General features: G+C 71.9%; 12 protein-coding genes. 3 read left to right on the top strand and 9 right to left on the bottom strand.

Annotated elements, in window-relative coordinates:
• Positions 1 to 153 precede the first annotated feature (153 nt).
• The 3 genes from ACWCRD_RS17420 to ACWCRD_RS17410 form a co-directional block, all read right to left on the bottom strand.
• Positions 154 to 831 carry an AIM24 family protein gene (locus tag ACWCRD_RS17420; RefSeq protein WP_450966686.1) on the bottom strand — a complete coding sequence of 226 codons (678 nt, stop codon included), beginning with the start codon at positions 829 to 831 and terminating at the stop codon, positions 154 to 156.
• Between the two features lie 60 nt (positions 832 to 891).
• Positions 892 to 2,385 carry a CAP domain-containing protein gene (locus tag ACWCRD_RS17415; protein WP_450966685.1) on the bottom strand — a complete coding sequence of 498 codons (1,494 nt, stop codon included), beginning with the start codon at positions 2,383 to 2,385 and terminating at the stop codon, positions 892 to 894.
• An 81-nt stretch (positions 2,386 to 2,466) separates the two neighbouring features.
• Positions 2,467 to 3,675 (bottom strand): serine hydrolase domain-containing protein, encoded by a 1,209-nt coding sequence (locus ACWCRD_RS17410; RefSeq protein ID WP_450966684.1) that lies wholly within the window; start codon positions 3,673 to 3,675, stop codon positions 2,467 to 2,469.
• 247 nt (positions 3,676 to 3,922) lie between these two features.
• Here ACWCRD_RS17410 and ACWCRD_RS17405 point away from each other — a divergent pair, with 247 nt between their 5' ends.
• Together ACWCRD_RS17405 and ACWCRD_RS17400 are read left to right on the top strand one after the other, a co-directional pair.
• On the top strand, positions 3,923 to 5,728 hold the full coding sequence (locus ACWCRD_RS17405; protein ID WP_450966683.1) for a M4 family metallopeptidase: 1,806 nt from the start codon (positions 3,923 to 3,925) through the stop codon (positions 5,726 to 5,728).
• 253 nt (positions 5,729 to 5,981) lie between these two features.
• A complete protein-coding gene (locus tag ACWCRD_RS17400; RefSeq protein WP_450967010.1) occupies positions 5,982 to 7,229 on the top strand; it encodes an SGNH/GDSL hydrolase family protein in 1,248 nt (415 codons plus the stop codon).
• 2 nt (positions 7,230 to 7,231) lie between these two features.
• On the opposite strand, the gene ACWCRD_RS17395 is transcribed toward ACWCRD_RS17400, so the two are convergent.
• From ACWCRD_RS17395 to ACWCRD_RS17375, 5 genes are all read right to left on the bottom strand, one after another.
• Entirely contained in the window at positions 7,232 to 10,246 is a 3,015-nt protein-coding gene (locus ACWCRD_RS17395; RefSeq protein ID WP_450967009.1) for a helix-turn-helix transcriptional regulator, read from the bottom strand.
• Between the two features lie 122 nt (positions 10,247 to 10,368).
• Positions 10,369 to 10,719, bottom strand: a complete 351-nt coding sequence (locus tag ACWCRD_RS17390) for a UBP-type zinc finger domain-containing protein (RefSeq protein WP_450966682.1) — start codon at positions 10,717 to 10,719, stop codon at positions 10,369 to 10,371.
• Complete coding sequence (locus tag ACWCRD_RS17385; protein ID WP_450966681.1) at positions 10,716 to 12,173, bottom strand: ATP-binding protein; 1,458 nt, start codon at positions 12,171 to 12,173, stop codon at positions 10,716 to 10,718. The genes ACWCRD_RS17390 and ACWCRD_RS17385 overlap by 4 nt, the downstream gene beginning before the upstream one ends.
• Positions 12,170 to 13,846, bottom strand: coding sequence for an FAD-dependent oxidoreductase (locus tag ACWCRD_RS17380; protein ID WP_450966680.1), 1,677 nt, complete (start codon positions 13,844 to 13,846; stop codon positions 12,170 to 12,172). The genes ACWCRD_RS17385 and ACWCRD_RS17380 overlap by 4 nt, the downstream gene beginning before the upstream one ends.
• Positions 13,847 to 13,973: 127 nt before the next feature.
• On the bottom strand, positions 13,974 to 14,276 hold the full coding sequence (locus ACWCRD_RS17375; RefSeq protein ID WP_450967008.1) for a VOC family protein: 303 nt from the start codon (positions 14,274 to 14,276) through the stop codon (positions 13,974 to 13,976).
• 81 nt (positions 14,277 to 14,357) lie between these two features.
• On the opposite strand from ACWCRD_RS17375, the gene ACWCRD_RS17370 reads away from it, so the two are divergent.
• Positions 14,358 to 15,230 (top strand): universal stress protein, encoded by an 873-nt coding sequence (locus tag ACWCRD_RS17370; RefSeq protein WP_450966679.1) that lies wholly within the window; start codon positions 14,358 to 14,360, stop codon positions 15,228 to 15,230.
• A gap of 1 nt (position 15,231) precedes the next feature.
• Here the strand turns inward: ACWCRD_RS17370 and ACWCRD_RS17365 are convergent, their stop codons facing one another.
• Complete coding sequence (locus ACWCRD_RS17365; RefSeq protein ID WP_450966678.1) at positions 15,232 to 16,467, bottom strand: DUF4032 domain-containing protein; 1,236 nt, start codon at positions 16,465 to 16,467, stop codon at positions 15,232 to 15,234.
• Between the last annotated feature and the right edge of the window lie 23 nt (positions 16,468 to 16,490).

Below are 16,490 nucleotides of genomic sequence, written 5' to 3'. Positions count from 1 at the left end.
TACACGCCATCTATACATTGCACGTATACATGGCGTGTATAGAGCGTCGAAAAATGGGCCCTGACCCATGGGGCCAGGGCGTCACCTGTTGGGGATCAAGACGTCGGCGGCGCCGGAGAGGTTGCTCCTGAGGCGCAGATCACTCCGTGGGGCTCAGTGCTGCTGGGCCTTCTGCGGCGTCGCCTCGCTCGGCCGTACGACCACATGTCCGTCGCCCTGCAGCATCAGCTGCACGGCCTCCCCGCTGCCGCCGCGCAGCATCGATCCGATGGACTGCGAACGGTGCAGCGAGGTCTGCAGACCGGCCGTCCAGCCGACCACCGCGTCCGTGTCCACGTACACCGGGAACTGCGGGGAGACCGGGATGACCAGCGGATTGCCCTCGCACACCAGACCCAGCCGGCCCTGGCCGGTGAAGACACTGTTGAACAGGCCGCCGCCGGCGATGCCCGCGCCCTTCACCGTCGCGATCCGGTACGACAACGAGGCGTCGAAACACAGGACGTTGCGGCCGTTGACGGTGAACTCGTCACCGGGGTCGACCTCGACGACGAAACAGTTCTGCGCCTCGTGCGCGAACCAGGCCTCGCCCTGCCCGCGCACCGCCATCAGCGGCAGCCCCTCCCCGGTGACCGCGCGCTTGAGCATGCCGCCCACGCCCTGGCCCTTGCGCTCGAACTGGAGGTTGCCGCGGTAGGCGACCATCGCGCCCTGGCGGGCGAGCATCTCGCCGTTCACCGCGTATTTGATGCACTTGGCGTTCTCGATCGTCATGCCGGGCGCGGTCGCCGGCTGGACCATGTGCTCGCTGGAAAAGAGGGAACCCTTCATACGCGCATCCTGTCCCGGAGGATTCCGTTCCGCCAAGATCGCGGGAAGGGGCTCCGGTGGTCAGGCGCCGAACAGCTGGGTCCAGTACATGCCTGCCGGGCCACCGCCCGAGAAGCCGATCCCGATGTGGGTGAAGTCGGGTTCGAGGATGTTGGCGCGGTGGCCGGGGCTGTTCATCCAGCCGTCGACGACCTCGGCGGGTGAGCGCTGACCGCAGGCTATGTTCTCGCCGATCGAGCGCCGTCGTGCGCCCGCGGCGGCGGCCCGGTCCCAGGGCCGGCTCCCGTCCGGTGAAGTGTGCGAGTAGAAGGCGCGGGCCACCATGTCCGCGCTGTGCGCCTGCGCCGCGGTGGTGAGCAGGGGGTCGGTGGTCAAGGGCGGCAGACCGGCGCCGGCGCGCTCCAGGTTGGTGAGGCCGACGACCTCGGCCGCCGTCCGCGCGAGGTCGCCCGGGGTGAGCGGCCTGGCCCACAGCGCGGTCCAGTAGATGTCTCCCGACCGGCCGTCGCCGACGTACGCCAGCCCGGCATGCAGGAAGGCCGGGTCGCGCAGGGTGCGGCCGGATTGCTCTTCGCTCAGGCAGTACCGGACGAACTCGGCGGGCGTACGCGGGCCGGAGACCAGGTGCTCGCCGACGGTGAGATATGTGTACCCGGCGGCCGTGACGCGTTGGTAGAGGGAGAGGCCGTCGCTGCCCTCGACACCGAGGCGGCCTGCCGAGGTCATGGCGGCCGCATGGGCGTGGGCCGCTGATGTCAGACGGGCGTCAAGGGCCACGGGCGGGGAACCGGCTTCGGCACGGGCGGAGTTGACCGGGCCGAGAAGGCCGTCCGGGTCAGGGGACTTCTGTGCGGCCGGGGCGGGGGAGTGGGGGCGGGCCCGGGGGGCCGGCGGCGTTGGGGGCGTCGGCCAGGTTCCGGCGCGCCGGGATGCGGGGGCCGCGGGTCGGGACGTCGCGGCCGACGGTGCGGGCGGGGACGTCGGTGTCGGGGCCGAGGCATGGCCTCCGGGTGCACGTCGCGTCGCAGAGCCGGTCTGCACCCCGGGGGTCGTCGCCGATGCCGCCGAGGTCCCTTCGTCGAGGACGTCCACGCCGAAGTCCCGCGCAAGCCCGGCGAGCCCGTCGGCGTAGCCCTGTCCCAGGGCTCGCAGCTTCCAGCCGCCGCCCCGCCGGTAGATCTCCGCGAGCAGCAGCACCGTCTCCTGGCCCGGGCGTGGCGCGGCGAAGCGGGCGAGTGGGCGGCCGCCGGGGGCCGACACGTGGAGCGTGGGCGCGGGCAGGCGGAGCAGGGGAGTGCCGGGTTCGGCGGGGCTGACGACCACGGTGACCCTGGTGGCTGCAGGGCGCAGCCTCCGCGGGTCGACGGTGAGGGTGTGGCCGTCAAGGTGGGCGCCCGGGGCGGAGGGCTGGTTGTAGAACACGAAGTCGCCGTCGCCGCGGACCCTGCCTCCGTCATCCGTGATCAGCGCGGACACATCGAAGGGGCCGGGCACCCGGACGGTCAGGGCACCGTCCGGAAGGGGCATGTTGCCCCCGGGCACCAACTCGCTCATCCCGCCGCCCCGGTGTCGTCGCTCATCCCTCGATGGGCTCCACCGGACAACGTCCACCGGGGCGGCCCGGTTCCCACCGGCTCAGTTCCGGGCAATCCCGGGAGCGATGTCCTCGTAGCGCTCGACGGGCGGTGCGGCGCGCCGGACCTTCGTCTGCTTGCCGCAGAACGCGGACTCCATCGTGCCCTGCATCGTGTTGAGCACGGCGACGTTGTTGGACGTGGTGGCCACAGCCGTGAAGCTGCGCCGGCCGTCCTTCGTGGCGAACGCGTACGTGTAGTAGCCCTGGACGACGCCCGTGTGCCCGTACACCGAGATCCCGCAGGACAGATCGCGCCGCCCCAGCCCCAGCCCGTACCCCTGGGTGCTGCTGACCGGCACCATGCGCTCCATCTGCCGCAGCTGGGCCGGCGAGGTCAGCCGGCCGCCGAGCAGGGCGGAGAGGAAGGTGTTCAGATCCCGGGTGCTGGAGATGATCGCGCCCGCCGTCTGCGCCCAGGACATCGTCTGCTCGGTCGCGTCGATCAGGGGCGCGTCCTTCTGGTCCGGTGCGAGATAGCCCCTGGCGTGGCGGCCGGGGATCTGCGTGCCGGGGTGGACGTAGAAGGTGTCGCGCAGTTTCAGCGGCTTGAAGATGCGGTTCTCGTACTCCGTCCGCACGGAGTGGCCGGTCAGCTTCTCGATGAGCATGCCCGCGACGACGAAGTTGGTGTTGGAGTACGAGAACGCGCCCGGGGCGCTGGTGCGCGGGTGCCACAGCGACCGCTTGACGAGCTCACGGTAGGTGAAGACCTTGCTGCGGACCTCCTGGAAGCCGGGGACCGTCTTCGCGAACATCGTGTTCGTGTAGTCGTACAGGCCGCTTCGGTGGCCCAGGATCTCGCGCACCGTGATCGTGCGGTCCGGCAGCAGCCCCGGCAGATACCGGTCGACCGGGGCGTCGAGCCTCAGCTTGCCCTCGTCGGCCAGCTGCAACAGCACGACGGCCGTGAAGGTCTTGGTGACACTGCCGATGCGGAACCGGTCGGCGGTGCTGATCGTCCGTCGGCTCCTGCGGTCGGCGACGCCCATGGCGGCCCCTTCGACCCTGCCGTGGTCGTCGAGCCGGGCGACCGCGCCCGGTGCGCCCTGTTTGAGCGCGGTGACGAGGTGGCTTTGCAGGCCGATCAGATCGGGCTTGGGCAGCGGCGCGGTGGCGGTGGCATACGAGGGGACCGCGAGCAGGGAGAGCACGACCGTTCCCAGGACCGTGCCCTTGGATGCGAGATGAGTCACATTCACGTGAGGCAACTTTCTTCCGTGTCGTCACATCTCCACAGTCGACACACAGTTGGTCACCCACTGATCACTGAGCGATGTGGATTTGCAAAGTATTGCCATATATCGCACGGAAAGCGATATTTTAGTCTTTACATGGACATGACTCGTCCGAAAGGGTTTCTTTCCGGGGCCCGACCAGCCCCCATGGCGCCCAACGGCGCCATGCGTCAAGGCGATTGGTGATCCCGGCCGCCTTGCAAGGAAGGAACCCTCATCAGTGCGTAGACCGCACATACGCAGCGTGGCGGTTGCCGTCGCCGTGACGACGGCCGCCACGGGCCTGGCCGGCACCGCCTTCGGCACCACCACGGGGACGAGCCACACCGCCGCCACCGTCGGCACCTCGGCCGCCTCCGTGGTGACCGCCGCCCGCGCCGCCGCCTTCGCCCACTCGTCCGCGACCGGCGTCTCCCAGGGCGACGAACTGCAGGCCGAGGACGTCATGATCGACCCGGAGGGCGCCCGGCACGTCCGGTTCACCCGGGCACACCAGGGCATGCAGGTGCTCGGCGGCGACCTCGTCGTCCACCTCACCAGGCAGCTGACGTACGCCGGTGTCACCCGGGCCGCCGGACACACCGTCAAGCCTGCTGCCGCCACCGCGGCCAAGCTGTCGGCCGCCGAGGCGCAGCAGAAGGCGGCCACCGCCGCCAAGGGTGACGCCGGCACCGCCGAGCTCGTCGTGGACGCCCGTGACGGCGCATCCGCCCTCGCCTACCAGGTGCGGGTCAGCGACAGCGGCACCGCCGAGGGCAGCGGCTCCCGGACGGTCGTCATCGACGCCGTCACCGGCAAGGTGCGCAGCAACACCCCCGACAGCGACGAGTTCCTCTCGCCCGCGCTGCTCGACACCCTGCGCGAGCACGGCGAGAAGCTCGACCCCGCCACGGGCGCCGGTGCGCAGACGGCCGGACTCGCGGCCGCGTCGGCCTCCTCCGCGGCCGCTGCCACCCGCTACCCGTCGACGGCCCACGGCACCGGCAAGTCCCTCTTCGTCGGCACGGTCCCGCTGACCACCACCCGCACGGCCCGCACCACCTACCTCCTCAAGGACCCGACCCGCTGGGGCACCGAGACCCGGGACGCCAAGGGGCAGGAACTGGAGAACTTCGCCCGCGGCAAGAAGATCACCACCACCAACGACGTCTTCGGCAACGGCAGGGTCACCAGCCGCAACACCGCTGCTGCCGACGCCCAGTACGGCATCACCGAGACCCTGGACTTCTACAAGAAGACCTTCGGCCGCAAGGGCATCGAGAACAACGGCAAGGGCGCTCAGGCCATGGTCCACTTCGGCAACAAGGTGGCCAACGCGTTCTGGGACTCGACCTGTGACTGCATGCTCTACGGCGACGGCGACGGCGACATGTTCAAGAAGCCGCTGGTCGCCCTCGACGTCAGCGGCCACGAGCTGACCCACGGCGTCGTCGACGCCACCGCCAAGCTGGAACCCACCCGCGTCGACGCGGAAGGCAACCAGTACGGCGAGCCGGGCGCGCTGAACGAGTCCCTGGCCGACATCTTCGGCTCCAACGTCGAGTTCTTCGCGAACAACGCGTCGGACAAGCCGGACTACCTCATCGGCGAGAAGATGGGCCTGGCCCAGAAATTCCTGCGCCGCCTCGACCACCCGTCGCTCGACCGGCTCGAGGGCACCATCGACTACTGGTCGCCCGAGGCGTACGACGCCGAGGTGCACGCCGGCTCCGGCGTCTCCTCGCACGCGTACTACCTGCTCGCCGAGGGCAGCGGCCGCAAGACGATCGGCGGCGTCCAGTACGACTCGCCGACCTACGACGGCTCGACGGTCAAGGGCATCGGGCGCACCAAGGCCACGGCCATCTTCTACCGGGCCCTGACCCGCTACATGGTCTCCACGACCGACTTCCACGACGCGCGCAACGCGACGCTGAAGGCGGCCAAGGACCTCTACGGTGCCAACAGCACGGAGTACACCACGGTGGACAAGGCCTGGGCCGCCGTGAACGTCACCTCGGCCAACACCCCGGCCGCACACCGCTGACCGCGGAACAGTGACACCGGTCCGGGCGCCCCAGTCAGGTGGGGCGCCCGGATCCGGCACATCCACCCGCTTCTGAAGGGCCCGGCTTCTGAACGGCCCGGTCATCGCCGCACTGCGGTGGCCGAACTCGAGTGCGACAATGCGCACACAGCTGTGTCTCCCGCAGGTGAGCCCGAAGCCCGTCTGACTGGAGGAGTCGATGTCCCCCGGAAACCTCGGCGAGCGGCTCCGTCACTTGGAAGGGCATCGCCCGGTGAACGCCCGCTTCGCCCGGGCCGGCCGACTCGGCGCCCTTCTGCTGCTGGCCGGTGCCATCCAGGCGACCCCGGTGCACGCAACCGACGATCAGGCCCCGTTCACCGTGGTGGGAGCGCCCGCGGACCGCCGTGAGGTGGTCACCTGGGGGGCGAGCGCCGAGCGCATGGACGACGCGGTCGCCGACCGCGGCTACCGGCTCGTCGTCCACACCAGCACCGCCGGAAGCGACCTGCGGATACGGCTCTCCAACGCCTTCGGCGACCGGCCGGTGACCTTCGACAGCGTATACGCCGGTCTGCGGCAGCAGGGCGCCCGACTGGTCCCCGGCAGCAATCACCGGCTGACCTTCGGCGGCTCCCGTTCCGTCACCGTCACCGCGGGCGCCGCCGCCCTCAGCGACCCGCTGCCCGGCCGGCTGCCCGCCGCGACCGACCTCGTGGTCAGCATCCACTCACCGGACGCGGCCGGACCCGCGACCGGTCACTGGCTGGCGCTGCAGACGTCCTACACGAGCGAGGGCGACCACACCGCCGAGACCGGCGCCGCCCACTGGACGCAGACCACCGGCTCCTGGTTCTACCTGGACGCCGTCTCCGTACGCCCGCCCGCCGGCACCGCAGCGGTCGTGGCCCTCGGCGACTCCATCACCGACGGCCGGCAGTCCACCACCGACCTCGACCGCCGCTGGCCCGACTACCTCGCCCGCCGGCTGCGGTCCTCCGCCGGCCACGTCAAAGGCGTGGCGGACGAAGGGATCTCCGGCAACCAGGTCCTTGCGGACGGCGGCGGCCAGAGCGCCCTGAAGCGCCTGCAGCGCGACGTCCTGTCCCAGCCGGGTGTCCGCACCGTCTTCCTCTTCGAAGGCGTCAACGACATCAAGGCCCATACCGGAGTCACCGCCCAGGACCTGATCGCTGGCTACCGCGAGATCGTCGCCCGGGTGCACGCGGCGGGGAAGTGCGTCGTCGCCGCGACCGTCGCCCCGTACAAGGGCTGGCCGGAATGGGATCCGGCCGGGGAGAAGACACGGGGGGAGGTGAACCGGTTCATCCGCGGCAGCGGCGAGTTCGACGCCGTCACCGACTTCGATCATGTCCTGCGCAGCCCCTACGACCCCGAGCGCGTCCGTCCCGTCTTCGACAGCGGCGACCATCTGCACCCCAACGACAAGGGCATGCGGGCCCTGGCCGACGCCGTCGACCTGAGGAGCCTCGACTGCGCCGCCCGGCACCCCGGCGGGTGAGGTCAGCCCGATGCCATCGGCTCCGGTGCGATCAGCCCCTGCCGGTAGGCGATCGCCACCGCCTCCGTGCGGCTCGAAGCACCCAGCTTGGCCAGGATGTTGGAGACGTGGACGCTGGCCGTCTTGCCGGTGATGAACAGTTCTTCGCCGATCTGCCGGTTGCTGCGGCCGCGGGCGAGCAGCCGCAGCACGTCCTGCTCCCGGGCGGTCAGCGGCGAGGGACGCTCCCCGTCCGACGGGGCGCCGGCCAGACGGCCGCGGCGTATCAGAGCGTCGATCCGCTCCAGCAGGGGCGCCGCGCCGAGCCGCTCGGCCACCGCTCGCGCCTCGCGGGCCCGCACGGCCGCCTCCTCGCGCCGCTCGGCCGCCAACAGGGCCTCGACGAACCGCACTTGGCAGCGGACCCGCTCGTACACGTCCCCGAACCCGAACGCGGTCACCGCCCTCTCCCAGGCCACCGCGTCCGGCCCGGACACCGCCCGCAGCCACTCCGCCTCGGCGCGGGCCAGCCAGGCCATCCCCTCGGGCCCCTGCGGCCTGCCGTCCTCGCCGTGCAGGGCCGACTGCCGGGCGAGCTCGACCAGTTCGTCCGCGGTGTCCTTCCAGCGGTGCCACTCGCCGCCGGACGCGCGCAGTTGCATGGCGGCGTCGGCGACCGCCGTCAGGGCGAGCGCCGCGAACCGCACCGAGGCGTAGGGGAGGTGGCCCGCCTCGTCGGTCAGCGCCGCGACCGTCGCCCGGGTCCGCTCCACCGCCGCCTCCGGCTCGCCGCGCAGCACGGCGGCCTCGGTCAGCGCGATGCCCGCGACCAGCGTGGCCATCCAGTCGAAGGGCCCCTCCAGCAGGGTCTGAGCCCGCTTGACGGCGCCCATGTCCCCGCGGGCCAGCGCCACATACAGGGCGGGGCCCATCGCATAGCCGCCCGCCGAGGGCAGCACGGTCGCGTCGGCCGCCGCGGCCCGCACGCACTCGTCCCAGCGGCCCAGCGTGTACAGCGCCAGCAGATGCAGATAACGCATCTCCAGCGGATACGGCGAGGACAGCAGCCCGGCCCGCCGGGCGCGCTCCAGGCCCTCGGTCACCCATGGCAGACAGCCTTCGAGGTCACCCGCCTCGAAGCAGCCGACGGCCAGGTTGAACAGGGCGCGCATCTCCACCGGCGCGTTCCCCGCCCGCCGGGCCAGCTCCCGGGCCTGCTTCAGCCGCTCAAGGCCCGCGACGGTGCGGCGGCCGCCGCCCTCCAGGATCGCCAGCGAGATGAGCAGGTCGGCCTGCGCGTCCGCGACCCGCAGCTGTTCGGCCACGCCCAGGGCCTGGTGGGCGACACGCAGCGCCGTCTCGTCGTCCCCGATCTGGCGGGCCGCCATGACATGCGTGGCCGCCGCCCACACCCAGGTCCGGGTCGGCGGCTCGGCGGGGATCATGGCGAGCGCCTCGCTGCTGTAGGCGAACGCGGCCGTCAGACTGTCGACGCGCATCAGATTGCCGGCCAGGGTGTACCGGACCCGGGCGGCGAGTTCGGAGTCCGTGTCCTGGCCGACGCCGGCGAGCGCGGCCCGGGTGAGGGACACCGCCCGGTGCGACTCACCGGCATGCGCGGCCGCGGCCGAGGCGCGCAGGGTGAGCGTCACCCGGTCGATGCCGTCGCCCGCGGGCCGGACTGCCGGGTCCACCGACTCCCAGAGGTCCAGGGCGGTCTCGAGGTGCCGAAGTTCCTCGGCGGGCGCGCCCACCCGCCCGGCATGCTCTGCCGCCTCCAGGGAGGCCGCCAGCGCCTCGGCCAGGTCATGGCTCTCACGGTAGTGGTGGGCGCGCTCGGCGGCGCTCTCCGCCCGGTGCCCGGGTCCGGCGAGCAGCCGGGCGAACGCGCCGTGCAGCCGGGCCCGTTCGCCGGGCAGCAGATCCGCGTAGACCGCCTCGCGGGCCAGGGCGTGCCGGAAGGCGTAGGTGTCGGCGTCACCGGGGACCAGGAGCTGGCGGCCGACGGCCTCGCGCAGCGCCGCCTCCAGCTCGTCCTCGGGCAGCCCGACCGCTTCGCGCAGCAGGTCGTGCTCCACGCGCCGCCCGGCGACCGCGGCGGTGCGCAGCACCTGCTGGGCGGTGTCGGACAGCTGCTCGATGCGGATGAGGAGGACGTCGGCCAGGCCGCTGGGCACGCCGCCCGCCTCCGTGTCCGTGGCCGCGAGCAGCTCCTCCGCGTAGAAGGCGTTGCCCTCGGCGCGCTCGACGATCCCGCGGACCGTGGCCTCCGGCAGCGGGCGCTCCTGCAGCGCGCGCACCAGCCGGGTCACCTCGGCATCCGCCATGGGGCGCAGCTCCAGCCGCTCCACGGCGGGCAGCCGTACCAGCTCGGCCAGGAGCGGGCGCAGCGGGTGGCGACGGTGCAGATCGTCCGCCCGGTAGGAGGCGAACACCGCCAGCCGGTGCGTGGGCGCACCGCCGGCCGGCCGCTGCAGGATGCCGCGGCTGAGCAGGAAGCGCAGCAGGTCCCGGGAGGACTGGTCGGCCCAGTGCAGATCCTCCAGGACCAGCAGCAGGGGAGCGATCTCCGACAGGTCGGCCAGCAGCCCCGCCATGCCCTCGAACAGCCGCAGCCGCCCTCCGCCACTGTCCGGACGCGTGGTGAGACCCCCTTCGTCCCGCACCGCGTCCGGCCCCGCACCCCGCAGCCGGTCCACCACCGGATGCCGGGCCAGCGCGTCCGCGAACCGCTCGTCGGCCGCCAGCGCGCCCAGGATCTCGGTGAACGGCAGATACGGCAGCCCGACGTCACCGAGGTCGACGCAGTGACCGGCGAGGACCGTCATCCCGGCCCGGGCGGCCCGCCCCGCGACCTCGTCCAGCACCCGGGTCTTGCCCACCCCGGCGTCCCCGGCGAGCAGCACGGCCCGGGCCTCCCCGCCCCGGGCACGCTCCAGCACCCCGGCGAGCCGGGCGATTTCCTCGTCCCGGCCGATCACCGGCGTGGTGTTGCGTATTCCCGGGGGATGACCCCCGGACCCCCAGCCGACAGGCATGCCGGCTGGGGTGATGGGTGCGGACATCGCGCGGCCACCCTGAGTAGATACGGTCTGCGGCACAGATCCATCCTGGCACGCGGCACTGACAAACGAGCCTGCGAACAGGGGAGGTCAGGGCCTCAGCGCAGCGTCTCCGCCCAGTTCTCCGGCACCCGCCCCGCGGGGCCCGGCGCAGGCTGGTCCGCGGGATGGCTCACCGGGGGAGCGAGGTCGGGCCCGGACTCGTACAGCTCGTCGGTGTCGAAGTTCCAGAACCATCCCTCGCCCGGCTCGAAACTGCGGATCACCGGGTGGCCGGTCTCCCGGTAGTGGGCGCTGGCGTGCTTGGCGGGCGAGTCGTCGCAACAGCCGATGTGCCCGCACTGCGCGCAGCGTCGCAGATGGAACCACCAGCCGCCGACCGCGTCGCACTCGACGCACCCGCTGCCGCTCGGCGGGACACCGGGGTCGATTCCATGGGCACTGGTCATGCGGGCTCCTCCGGTGTGTCGTCGTCCGCCGCGGTCAGGGGCAGCAGGACCTGGAAGCGGGTGTCCCCGGGTTCGGACTCCACCTGGAGGGTGCCGTGGTGCTTGTTGACGACGATCCGCCAGGAGATGTCCAGTCCCAGCCCGGTGCCCTCGCCCACCGGCTTGGTGGTGAAGAACGGGTCGAAGATGCGGCCGCGTATGTCCTGCGGCACGCCGGGCCCGGTGTCGCGGAACTCCACCAGCAGCCGGTCGTGCTCGAGAGCCGTCCGCACCGTCAACGTGCCTTCTCCGCCAGCGCTGTTGATGGCGTGGACCGCGTTGTCGATCAGGTTGGTCCACACCTGGTTCAGCTCCGCCGGATAGGCCGGGATCTTCGGCAGGGTTCGGTCGTAGTCCTTGACGACCTCGATCCGCGAGCCCATCTTGCCCGACAGCATCAGCAGCGTGCTGTCGAGGAGTTCGTGGACGTCGGCGTTCTGGTAGGGGGCCCGGTCGAGCTGGGAGTACTGCTTGGCTGCGTCGACCAGGTGCGAGATACGCGTAGTGGAGTCCTCGATCTCGTCCATCAACAGCTCGGTCTCGACCGTGTAGTTGAGCCAGCCGATCGCCGCGGGCAGGATCTCCTGGTCCACGTCCGCCGCGACCTGGTCCAGCCAGTCGACGTCCAGACCGGCCTGCACGAACGTGGGCGCGAGCCGCCAGCCGTCCGGGATGCCGTGGTCGTCGAGCCAGTCGGTGAGCGCGTCCTCCCGGTCCGCGGCCTCCAGCGGGCTCAATGTGGGTGCCTTGGCGACGAGTTCGGCGGTGCGCTCCTGCACCTCGATGAGGTTCGCCAGCGCCTCGCGCGAATACGGGCCCGCGGAGATGACGCCCAGCTTGTGCCGCATCTTCGCGACCCGCTCGCGCAGCGTCGCGGTGGCCCGCACGGCCGCCGCCGCCGGATTGTTGAGCTCATGGGTGAGCCCGGCGGACAACGAGCCCAGCGCCAGCAGCCGTTCCCGCTGCCCGATGACCCGCTGGGTGCTCTTCGAACCGAAGAACAGTCCCTCCAGCAGATGGACCGCCATCGGGAACCACTCCTGCATGACGGCCGCGAACGTGTCCGCGGGCAGCACGAAGAACCGGGTCTGCTCCGTCACGCGCATGGAGTTGTTGTACAGCTGCCGGACCCGGTCCCCGAGGTAGGCCTGCATGGCGCCCGAGTACACGCCGGGCTGCGAGGTACGGGTCACCTCGACGTCGTCACCGCCGACCCGCCGGGAGAGCACGACCGTGCCCTCGATCATCACGAAGAAGCAGGTGGCGGGCTCGCCCTCGGTGTACACGGGCCCCGCCTCGAAACGCTCCACCCGCCCCTCGCTGCACAGCCGCCCGAGCTGCTCCGGGGTGAGCTTCTCGAACAGGAACAGCGAACCGATCTCCTGCGGGCTGCAGGGCATCACCTGCCCGCTCACGACTGCTCCAGATACCGGTGGACGAGCATCACGGCCATGGCTCCCTCTCCGACGGCGGACGCGACCCGTTTCGCGGACTCGGCGCGGGCGTCGCCCGCCACGAACACGCCGGGAACGTTGGTCTCCAGGTGGTACGGCGGCCGGTCCAGCTCCCAGTCCGCCGGTGGCCGCCCGTCCGGGGTCAGGTCGGGCCCGGCCAGGATGAACCCGTGCTCGTCGCGCAGCACCGTGCCGTCGAGCCAGTCGGTCAGCGGGGCCGCGCCGATGAACACGAACATCCACTGCGCGTCGACGAGTTCGGTCTCGCCGGTCTCCGTGTCGCGCAGGGTGAGCTGCTCCAGCCGGCCGGAACCGTGTGCGGACTCGACGACCGTGCGGGCGCGCACGGAGATGTTGGGCGCCTCGTTGATCTGCTGGATCAGGTAGTACGACATCGAGGCGGACAGGTCCGGCCCGCGCACCAGCAGCGTCACCGACTTGGCGCCCCGCGACAGGTACATCGCCGCCTGCCCGGCCGAGTTGGCGCCGCCGACGATGTACACGTCGTGGCCCTGGCAGGAGGCCGCCTCGGTCAGCGCCGAGCCGTAGAACACCCCGCAGCCGGTCAGGTCGTTGCAGCCCGGCGCGTCGAGCTGCCGGTACGACACGCCGGTCGCCAGGATCACGCTGTGCGCGGCGACCGCCGAGCCGTCGGAGAACCGCACGGTCCGCGCGGCCCCGTTGACCTCGAGTCCGGTCACCTGGCGCGCGGTGAGGATCTCGGCGCCGAACTTCGCCGCCTGCCGCCGCGCCCTGTCGGTCAGCTGCGCCCCCGACACGCCGTCCGGGAAGCCCAGGTAGTTCTCGATCCGCGAGCTCTGCCCCGCCTGCCCACCGGTCGCCGACCGCTCCACGAGCACGGTCCGCAAGCCTTCCGAGGCCCCGTACACGGCGGCCCCGAGTCCGGCGGGCCCGCCGCCGATGACGACGAGGTCGTAGAAGTCCGCCGCAGGCGTCGTCGCCAGCCCCACCCGCGCGGCCAGCTCGGGCGCCTCCGGCTCGACCAGGGGCGTCCCGTCCGGGGTGATCACGAGCGGCAGCCGCTGCCCGTCCTGCCCGGCCGCCGCCAGCAGCCGTCCGCCCTCGGGCTCGTCCGCCGAGTACCAGCGGTAGGGCACCTGGTTGCGGGCCAGGAACTCCCGTACGTCCGAGGACCGCGCCGACCAGCGGTGCCCGACCACCTTGGTGCTGGGCACCGGCCGGAAGTCGCTGCAGCGCCAGGCCTCCAGCAGGTCGTCCAGGACGGGGTAGAGCTTCTCCTCGGGCGGGTCCCAGGGCTTGAGCAGATAGTGGTCCAGGTCGACGACGTTGATCGCGTCGATGGCCGCGCTGGTGTCCGCGTACGCGGTCAGCAGCACCCGCCGGGCACCCGGATACACGTCCAGGGCCTGCTCCAGGAACTCGATGCCGTTCATCTGCGGCATGCGGTAGTCGGCCAGGATCACCGCCACCAGGTCGCCGCGCAGCTTCAGCTCCCGCAGCGCATCCAGCGCGGACTCGCCGGACTCCGCGCGCACGATCCGGTACGACTCGCCGTAGCGCCGCCGCAGATCACGGGCGACGGCCCGGGAGACTCCCGGATCGTCGTCGACGGTCATGATGACGGTCCGTGCTGCGTCGGACGCCTGTGCCATACGTCTCCCACCCCGAGTGGTCGCACTGACGGCCGGCGAGCCCTGTCGCCAAGGCGGTCGCCGCCGGCTCCCGCCCATCGTATGTTCGATCGTCCCGCTTCGCTCCGGTATACGGCGGGGCCGCCGCTCAGCGGCGCCTCGACGAGAGCACGCAGAACTCGTTCCCCTCGGGATCCGCCAGCACCACCCACGACTGCTCGCCCTGCCCGACGTCCACGCGCCGGGCGCCCAGCGCCAGCAGCCGGGCCACCTCGGCGTCCTGGTCGTCGGGGCGGAAGTCCAGGTGCAGGCGGTTCTTGACGGTCTTGCCCTCCGGCACCGGGCCGAAGATCAGTCCCGGCAGACGGTCCTTCTCGGGCCGGATCTCGAACTCGTCGGCCGCGTCGTTGACCACGACCCAGCCGAGCGCCTCGGCCCACCACCGTCCCAGCGCGACGGCGTCGGCCGCGTCGCAGGAGCGTAGTGAAGACTGGGTACGAGTGACCTGGTCACGAGCCTGGGAGGCAGCCGCATGACCCGCCCGATCACCGCAGGTGTCGACGGAACCGAGGAGAGCGTCGCGGCACTGCACTGGGCGGCCCGGGAGGCGGTCCGCCGGGGGCTGGCGCTGCGGGTGGTGCAGGCCTGGCGGTTCCAGCCGTACGAGGCGATCGACGCGGCGGACCCGGACACCCAGGCCGGATGGGTGCGGGGCGCGCTGGCCGAGGTCGTGCGGAGTGTCACCGCGCGCCATCCGGACCTCGACGTCACCACGGACGTCGTGGCGGGGGAGACGGTCGACACGCTGCTCGATGAGGCCGCTGAGGCCGAGATGCTGGTGCTCGGCTCACGCGGGCACGGGCCCGTCGTCGGCTTCCTGCTCGGCTCCGTCGGGCAGCAGGTGATCGCCGAGACGACGCGGCCGGTGGTGCTCGTGCGCGCGAGCGACCAGCCGACGGCCGAGGCCGCCGGACGGGAGGTGGTCGTCGGCCAGCAGGGCCGACCGGACGACAGCGCCGACACCCTGCGGTTCGCCTTCGAGACGGCGGCCGCCCGTGGCGCCACCGTGCGTGCGGTGCGGGCCTGGACACTGCCGCCGGTGTTCGCGTACAGCCCGGGCTCGATGCACCTCCTCGACGAGGCCGGCGGCCTGGAACCGTTCCAGGCGAAGGCACTGGCCGCCGCACTGCAGCCCTGGCGGGAGCGCTTTTCCGACGTACCCGTGATCGAGCACCTGGAGATCGGCAGTGCGGGCCAGGTGCTGCTGTCGGTGGCTGGGCGGGCCCAGCTGATGGTCGTCGGCCGGCGCGCGCACCGCACGGCCGTCGGCGCCCGTATCGGCTCGGTGGCGCACGGAGTCCTGCACCACGCCGACTGCCCGGTGGCCGTGGTACCGCACGCCTGACTCACTCCGGGGTGACCGGCTCCAGGGTCTCGCGCGCCTTGGGCAGCACGTTCTCGATGTAGTCCTCCACCGCCGTGTCCAGCCCTATGTCGTGCTGCGCCCGCTCGGACAGGTACCAGCGGTGTTCGAGCAGCTCGTGGTAGATCTCCGCCGGGTCCATCGCGCCGCGCAGTTCGAGGGGTACGGCGCGCACGGTGGGCCGGAAGACGTCGCGGACCCACCGGTGGGCCAGTACCTCGGGGCGGGCCGCGAGGGGGTCGCCGGGCGCGTAGTCGTCCTGGGTGGCCATCCAGCTCTCCAGGTCGTTCAGCAGCCGCCGCGCCTGGTTCTCCTCCGCGTCCAGGCCGGTCAGTCGCAGCAGCTGCCGCTGGTGGTGGCCGGCGTCGACGACCTTGGGGACGAAGGTGACCGTGTCCCCGTTCGAGGAGTGCTGGATCTGCATCTCGGCCACGTCGAAACCGAGGTCGTTGAGGCGGCGGATCCGGCGCTCGATGTAGTGGTACTTGCCCGCCGGGTACACGGACGTGCGGGTCAGCTCCTGCCACAGGTCCCCGTAGCGGGCGCAGATCTCCATGCCGAACTCGACCGGGTCGACGGACGGGTGCAGCGCCCCCGAGGCTTCCAGGTCCAGCAGCTCGCCGCTGATGTTCACGCGGGCGAGGTCCAGGTCGTACTCGCGCTGCCCGCCGCTGAGCTGGGGATGCAGATCACCGGTCTCGGCGTCCACGAGGTAGGCGGCGTAGGCGCCCGCGTCGCGCCGGAAGAGGGTGTTGGACAGTGAGCAGTCGCCCCATGCGAACCCGGCGAGGTGCAGGCGCACCAGCAGCACGGCCAGGGCGTCCATGAGGCGGTGCATGGTGGCCGGGCGCATCGTCGTCTCGAACATCGAGCGGTACGGCTGTGAGCCGCGCAGATGCCGGGTGATCAGCACCGGTTCCAGCGGGTCGCCCTCCTGGTCGGAGCGCCCGGTGACCACGGCCAGCGGGTCCACCGCGGGGATGCCCAGCCGGTCCAGGTCGCGCAGCAGCTCGTACTCGCGCAGGGCGGGCCGTTCGGCGAGTTCCTTGACCGCGATCACCTCGTCGCCGGCGCGGGCGTAGCGCACGACGTGGCGGGATATGCCGCGCGGCAGCGGGACGAGGTATTCGTCGGGCCACTCCTCCAGCGGCAGGTGCCAGGGCAGGGCCAGCAGGAGCGCGGGGTGCTCCGGGTTCGTCGCGCTGATCTGCAGTGCCATGGCGTGCGTGTCCTTGCCTCGCG

Source organism: Streptomyces sp. NPDC002092, assembly GCF_053593775.1.
This window is presented reverse-complemented; position numbering and strand designations above follow the sequence as displayed.

Bases quoted from the DNA above. Each gene is read 5' to 3' on its own strand.
- ACWCRD_RS17420 (WP_450966686.1), bottom strand. From the start codon at position 831: ATGAAGGGTTCCCTCTTTTCCAGCGAGCACATGGTCCAGCCGGCGACC.
- ACWCRD_RS17415 (WP_450966685.1), bottom strand. From the start codon at position 2,385: ATGAGCGAGTTGGTGCCCGGGGGCAACATGCCCCTTCCGGACGGTGCC.
- ACWCRD_RS17395 (WP_450967009.1), bottom strand. From the start codon at position 10,246: ATGCCTGTCGGCTGGGGGTCCGGGGGTCATCCCCCGGGAATACGCAAC.
- ACWCRD_RS17390 (WP_450966682.1), bottom strand. From the start codon at position 10,719: ATGACCAGTGCCCATGGAATCGACCCCGGTGTCCCGCCGAGCGGCAGC.
- ACWCRD_RS17380 (WP_450966680.1), bottom strand. From the start codon at position 13,846: ATGGCACAGGCGTCCGACGCAGCACGGACCGTCATCATGACCGTCGAC.
- ACWCRD_RS17370 (WP_450966679.1), top strand. From the start codon at position 14,358: ATGACCCGCCCGATCACCGCAGGTGTCGACGGAACCGAGGAGAGCGTC.
- ACWCRD_RS17365 (WP_450966678.1), bottom strand. From the start codon at position 16,467: ATGGCACTGCAGATCAGCGCGACGAACCCGGAGCACCCCGCGCTCCTG.